The organism is Achromobacter sp. 1011791174 (genome assembly GCF_059760925.1).
In genome coordinates, this window is the sequence record NZ_JCBANH010000022.1 from 1 (window position 1) to 5,809 (window position 5,809).

General features: G+C 65.9%; 5 protein-coding genes. All 5 read left to right on the forward strand.

All coding sequences use genetic code 11. The annotated features are described in order from the left end of the window. Nucleotides 1-98: 98 nt before the first annotated feature. The 5 genes from AC6LJ5_RS10515 to AC6LJ5_RS10535 all read left to right on the forward strand — a co-directional run bounded on the left by AC6LJ5_RS10515 (nt 99) and on the right by AC6LJ5_RS10535 (nt 5,709). Nucleotides 99-1,016, forward strand: coding sequence for a LysR family transcriptional regulator (locus tag AC6LJ5_RS10515; protein WP_498140425.1), 918 nt, complete (start codon nt 99-101; stop codon nt 1,014-1,016). A gap of 518 nt (nt 1,017-1,534) precedes the next feature. After that, nucleotides 1,535-2,212 carry a LuxR C-terminal-related transcriptional regulator gene (locus AC6LJ5_RS10520; RefSeq protein WP_392410083.1) on the forward strand — a complete coding sequence of 226 codons (678 nt, stop codon included), beginning with the start codon at nt 1,535-1,537 and terminating at the stop codon, nt 2,210-2,212. 239 nt (nt 2,213-2,451) lie between these two features. Further along, nucleotides 2,452-3,243: a SapC family protein gene (locus AC6LJ5_RS10525; RefSeq protein ID WP_498140426.1), complete on the forward strand. Its 792-nt coding sequence runs from the start codon at nt 2,452-2,454 to the stop codon at nt 3,241-3,243. A gap of 14 nt (nt 3,244-3,257) precedes the next feature. Further along, nucleotides 3,258-4,112, forward strand: coding sequence for a hypothetical protein (locus AC6LJ5_RS10530; protein WP_498140427.1), 855 nt, complete (start codon nt 3,258-3,260; stop codon nt 4,110-4,112). Nucleotides 4,113-4,146: 34 nt separating this feature from the next. Beyond that, the gene (locus AC6LJ5_RS10535) at nt 4,147-5,709 is read left to right on the forward strand and encodes a TolC family outer membrane protein (RefSeq protein WP_498140428.1); all 1,563 of its coding nucleotides are present in this window, start codon (nt 4,147-4,149) and stop codon (nt 5,707-5,709) included. Nucleotides 5,710-5,809: the final 100 nt, after the last annotated feature.

Below are 5,809 nucleotides of genomic sequence, written 5' to 3' on the forward strand. Positions count from 1 at the left end.
CTTGTTATCCGGGCATGATCCGGCAGTCCGGCAAATTAATAAATAGAATCTGGAAAATTAAACAGATCACCAGAATGAATATTGGTGGAGACATGCGCATGGACCTGAAAGACCTGGACCTGAACCTGCTGGTCGTCTTCAACGAGCTGCAGAAGCACGGCCGGGTGGCGGCCGTGGCGCAAAGCCTGGGCATCTCGCAGCCCGGCGTCAGCAACGCGCTGGGCCGGCTGCGCAAGCTGCTGGGCGACGAGCTGTTCCTGCGCACCGCGCGCGGCATGGTGCCCACGCCCTACGCGCAATCGCTGGCCCGGCCCATCGCCGACGCGCTGGGCGCGCTGCACAGCACGCTGAACGCGCGCGCGTCATTCGACCCGCGCGGCAGCGAGCGCGGCTTCGTGATCGGCGTCAACGACGTGGGCGAATCCTATTTCCTGCCCAGGCTGATGCGCACGCTGGAAGGCATGGCGCCGGGCGTCACCATCCGCACGGTGCGCACCACCTCGATGGATGTGAAGGACGAGATGGAGCGCGGCCGGGTGGACCTGGCGATGGGCTTTCTGCCGGCCTTGAAGGCTGGCTTCTTCCAGCGCCGGCTCTTTCGACAGCCCTATGTCTGCATCTTTCGCCACGATCATCCGCTGGCGCGCTCGGGCGTGTCGATCCGCCAGTTCCGCGCCGCCGAGCATGTGGCCATCGTGTCCGAGGGCACCGGCCATGGCGTGGTGGATGAGGTCATCGAGCGCGCCGGCATCCGGCGGCGGTTGCGGCTGACGGTGCCGCATTTCATGGCGGTGGGACCGGTGCTGCAGGCCACCGACATGATCGCCGTCGTGCCCCGGCGCTTCGCCGACTGCGCCTGCAAGCCCTTCGGGCTGGCCACCGCGCCCTGTCCCGTGAAGATCCCGGAGTCGGTCATCAATGTGTTCTGGCACGCGCGCAATCACCGCGATCCGGCCAACCAGTGGCTACGGCAGGTGGTGGTGGACGAGTTCGCGGACCAGGGCGGCGCGGCCTGATGTCGGGTCCGGCGCGCGGAGCCGGGCCATGTACGACGGCGGATATCCCGGTTGTCTCGACAAAATTATTAATTATCTCGACATTAATGGGGATAAGTCGGGGGATAAGCCGGGGACATACTAATAAGGTGGCGACCTGGAGTGGTCCTACGACTAAAGTCTGATGTCGCGGGCTGGCAATGCTGCTATCGTGCGTCCGCCGCGGACTGCGGTTTGCGCGCCTGGCTGATGCGCGGCCGCATTATGAAAAAGAATTCGCGAAGTTAATTTCATCACAGATTTCAATATATATCGAATTTGTGTCCATATAAATTGAATTAATTTCGGCCTCGGGGTTTTCCATGGAACGCAGGGTAAACACCGGCTGGGATTCGAGTGTTCCTGAAAATACCCGGTGCTATGCTCCGCTCCCGGAATTTGCAGTACTGATACGCCGCTTTCCGTAAGAATCTGATCCGCCACGGGCTGTCATGGTCCATGCGCGGCGCCATATGGTCTTGTCGTTTCCGTCTTGATTCATGTCCGTGCAACCGTCCACCTTCGACTTCGTGCTGCGCCAGCCCGTACTGTTGATCGGTGCGGAGCCGCTTGCGCGGCGCCGGCTGGAAGGCATCCTGCTGCAGTTCGGCTACGAGCCGGAATCGCTATGTTCCGCCGGGTCGATGGCCGAGGCCCGGGCCAGCTTCTCCCGGCAGCCCGCGTCCGTGGCGTTGGTGGATCCTGACCTGCCGGACGGCAACGGCATGGACCTGATTTCCGAGATGTACGCGGCCAATCCCGACATGACGATCGTGGTGGTGTCGGCCTGGCGTTTCGAGGAAGACGTGCTGGCCGCGCTGCGCGCCGGCGCCTCGGGCTATGTGTTCAAGGAGCGCGACGACATCGAGGTCGGCGCCGCCATCCGCAGCGCGCTGAGCGGCGGGGCGCCGCTGGATCCCTTCGTGACGCGCCGCCTGATCCAGGAATTCCGGGGCCCGCCGGTGGAACTGCCCGACGCGGCGGGGCCCCTGAGTCCGCGCGAGAGCCAGATCCTGAGCCTGGTGGCCGCGGGCCTGGGCAACCGCGAGATCGCCGAACAGCTGCATCTGTCGCGCTATACCGTCGAGCGCCATATCAAGCACATCTACCGCAAGCTGCTGGTGTCGTCCCGCACGAAAGCCGTGCACGCCGCACGCGCGCACGGCTGGTTGGATTAAGCACATTCCCTATTCGAATTTAAAGACCAGTCTGAGCAGAAATACCCAATTTCAGGCATAGACGGCTGGCGACAGGATTCGTTCTAATTGTTTCTAAATTTCATGAGGCCCGGTGAGATTCGGGCGGCAGTCTTGCGCGTGGGAATGGCGGAAATCCGGGGGTTTCCAATAATCGCGCGGCGCGCGCCACATTCATGTCGGCGAAAAGACACGTAACAGTTTTACAGGGGGTTTACCAAATGTCCGCAACCGCTTTTTACGAACGCGCCGTGGCGCTGGACCGCGCCGCGCACCAAGACACGAAGATCCAGATCCAGCCGGATCACTATGCCTTCGCCCGCGACACCAACGCGCTGCCCATCGCCGCCAGCGAGTTCGCCGACGCCGGCCGCCACTATCCCATCGTCTTCGTGGGCGACGAGCACAACAATTTCCACGTCGCCGTGCTGCTGGGCCTGGAAGATCGCTCCAATCTCTTCGTGACGCCGGACGGCATGTGGCAGGCGGACACCTATGTGCCGGCCTTCGCGCGCCGCTATCCCTTCGTGCTGGGCACCACGTCCGAGGCCGAACGCCTGGCGGTGTGCATCGACGAGTCCTATCCCGGCATCAACAGCGCCGAGGGCGTGGCGCTGTTCGTGGACGGCAAGGAAACCGGCTACCTGACGCAGATGATGGAATTCCTGCGCGTCTTCCAGGGCGAGATGGAGCTGACCAAGCAGATGGCGCAGCGCCTGAACGAACTGGGCCTGCTGACGGCCAAGACCATCACCATCTCGCAGGCCGACGGCGAGCGCTACCTGAGCGGCTTCTGGGTCGTGGACGACCAGAAGTTCGCCGGCCTGGACGACGTGCGCGTGGTCGAGCTGCAGCGCGCCGGCATCCTGCGTCTGATCGAGCTGCACCGCGCTTCGCTCGGCAACGTGCCGCGCCTGGCGGCGATGCTGGACGACCAGCGTCGCCAGCGCGCCCAGCAGCAGGAGGAAGTCTCGTCCTCCACCGACGCCGCGCCGCGGCAAGCGGCGGCCTGAGCCTGGCGGCTGGCATGACGACCGCGACGCTGACACCGGCGCCCGGCGCCGGCGACGAACAGGTGCACATCCCCCTGCATACCTTGCGGGGGGAGCGCCGCCTCTGGGCGGACCGCCTGTTGTCGCTGTTCAAGGACAAGCAGATCGACGGCGTCGAATGGTCGATGAAGTTCTCGGCCGCCGGCCTGGTCGGCAACCGCTTCCTGCTCGGCGTGCGTCGCGAGCATTGGCGCCAGCTGGATTTCTCGACGCTGTCGCGCCAGCTGGCCATTCCGCAGTCCCTGTGGCTGCGGGTGATGCAGGACATGGAGCAGGCGCGCGCCATGTTCTTCGCCTACGAGCCGGACATCGGCGACGGCGGCACCTATCGCATCTACCTGGAATTCATGCCCGCGCCCGAGGCGTTGCGCCAGCACGGCGCGCTGCCGCTGGGCTGCGGCTACAAGTGGCATCCGGAAGATGAGAGCGTGGCGGCCGTCACGGCCTATCGCATGCGGCATCTCGACAGCCGCGCCGCCTTCGAAGGGCATCTGCAAGCTTATCTGGAGCGGCTGGCCCTGCCGGTGCTCCGAGGAACGGCCCGGGACGTCATCGCCCGCGCCGCCGAGGCCGCCGATCCGGCGGGCTTCATGTTCCTGGAAGTGGACGAGGCCGACACCCGGCGCGACTCCTTCACCGTGACTTTCCGTGGCGCGCATCTGCCGCTGCGCGATTTCATTCCCGATCTGTTGCGCCTGGCCGGGAGCCTCGCCTTGCCCGAGAGCGAGGTGCTGGCCCTGCTGGTGCCCGACGAGCCGCGCAGCCTCTACAGCCTGGCGGCCGGCACGGCGCGGGACGGACATGAGTTCCTCACTGTTTACTATGACTGATCTCCATCGATACACCATGCGCCGCCGGCGCTGGATGACGCCGGCAGCCCTGGCCGCCATGCTGGGGCTGACGGCCTGCGCCGCGCGCGCGCCGCAGCAGACCGAAGCCACCCCCGCGCAGATACAGACCGACGCGGGCCTGCTGCGCACCGATCCGGTGGGGCCGCAGGAGCGCGACCACGCGCTGCCCGCGCCCAGCGCCCGCATGGACCAGGTGGCGGCCTTGCCGGCGCCGCGCTTCGACGACAAGACGCAGCTGCCCGCGCCGGCCGCGTACCGGGCCGACGAGATGCCTGCCTACAACGCCGCCGAGCTGCCGGCGCAGGCGGATCCCATGACGCTGGATCAGGTCTACATGATGGCGCTGCAGAACGATCCGCAGCTGCGCGGCGCCTACCAGGAACTGCAGGCGGTGGGCTATGGCGTGATGGCGGCCCGCGCCGGGCTGCTGCCCAGCGTGACGGGCGAGGCCAACCGCTCGCGCGTCAAGCAGAACGTGATCAACAGCCAGAATGCCGTCTACCAGACCGGCCAGGCCAACTGGAACGAGAACGGCTGGGCGCTGACCCTGACCCAGCCCATCCTGGACCTGGGCGCCTTCCACAAGTGGCGCCAGTCGCAGGAAGCCGAGCGCAAGGAAGTGGCCAGCTACGCCTATGCCCAGCAGGACCTGATGCTGCGCACGGCCACCGCCTACCTGAGCATCCTGGCCGCCCAGGACCAGATCGAGCTGACCGAGGCCGAGCGCAACACCACCCAGAAACAGATGGAGCTGGTGCGCGCGCGCTACCGCAGCGGCCAGGAAACCGAGGTGGGTGTGAGCGAGGTGCAGGCCCGCCTGGACCTGCAGGAGGCCAACACGCTGCTGGCCCGCCACGACTACCTGGACAAGCAACAGGGCCTGCAGGAAATCATCGGCTACGGCAACGTCCGACTGCATCGCGTGCGCAAGGACCTGCCCATGGCCGTGCCACAGCCCAACGACGTGCAGGTCTGGCTGCGCACCGCGCTGGAGCAGAACTGGTCGATCCGCGCGGCCTCGGCCGCCGTGGCCGTGGCCGAGAAGGAAGTATCGGTGCAGCGCGCCGGCTACTACCCGAGCATGGCGCTGCGCGCCTCGACCGGCCGCAACGAGACCGGCGGCAGCCTGTTCGGCGGCGGCAGCACCGTCGGCGACACCCGCGTCACGCTGAACCTGAGCGTGCCCATCTTCCAGAGCGGCTACACCTACGGCATGAGCCATGCCGCCGCCAGCCGGCTGGGCGCGGCCTCGTCCGAACTCAGCCTGGCGCGCCGCAAGGTGCAGCGCCAGGTGTTTTCCTCGTTCCAGAACATCGTCATCGGCATGGACCGCATCAAGGCGCTGAACAGCTCGGTGCAGTCGTTCGAGCTGGCGCTCAGGCAAAAGGAAGAAGGCTTCAAGGCCGGCCTGAACGACGTCGTCAGCGTGCTGGACGCGACGCGCAATCTTTACAACGCCAAGCGGCAGCAGGCCGAGGCGGGATACAACTTCGTGCTGGACGGGCTGAAGCTCAAGCAGGCGGCGGGAACCTTGAACGCGGCGGACATCGCGGCGATCAGCCAGCAGATCCTGTAGTCCTGCCTGGCGGCATGAACAGACAGGGCCATCCCGGCGGGATGGCCATTTCCGATCTAGGCCGGAACGGATCCGGCGACATTGAACATCGGGTAGCGAT

Bases quoted from the DNA above. Each gene is read 5' to 3' on its own strand.
- AC6LJ5_RS10535 (WP_498140428.1), top strand. From the start codon at position 4,147: ATGACGCCGGCAGCCCTGGCCGCCATGCTGGGGCTGACGGCCTGCGCC.
- AC6LJ5_RS10525 (WP_498140426.1), top strand. From the start codon at position 2,452: ATGTCCGCAACCGCTTTTTACGAACGCGCCGTGGCGCTGGACCGCGCC.
- AC6LJ5_RS10530 (WP_498140427.1), top strand. From the start codon at position 3,258: ATGACGACCGCGACGCTGACACCGGCGCCCGGCGCCGGCGACGAACAG.
- AC6LJ5_RS10520 (WP_392410083.1), top strand. From the start codon at position 1,535: ATGTCCGTGCAACCGTCCACCTTCGACTTCGTGCTGCGCCAGCCCGTA.
- AC6LJ5_RS10515 (WP_498140425.1), top strand. From the start codon at position 99: ATGGACCTGAAAGACCTGGACCTGAACCTGCTGGTCGTCTTCAACGAG.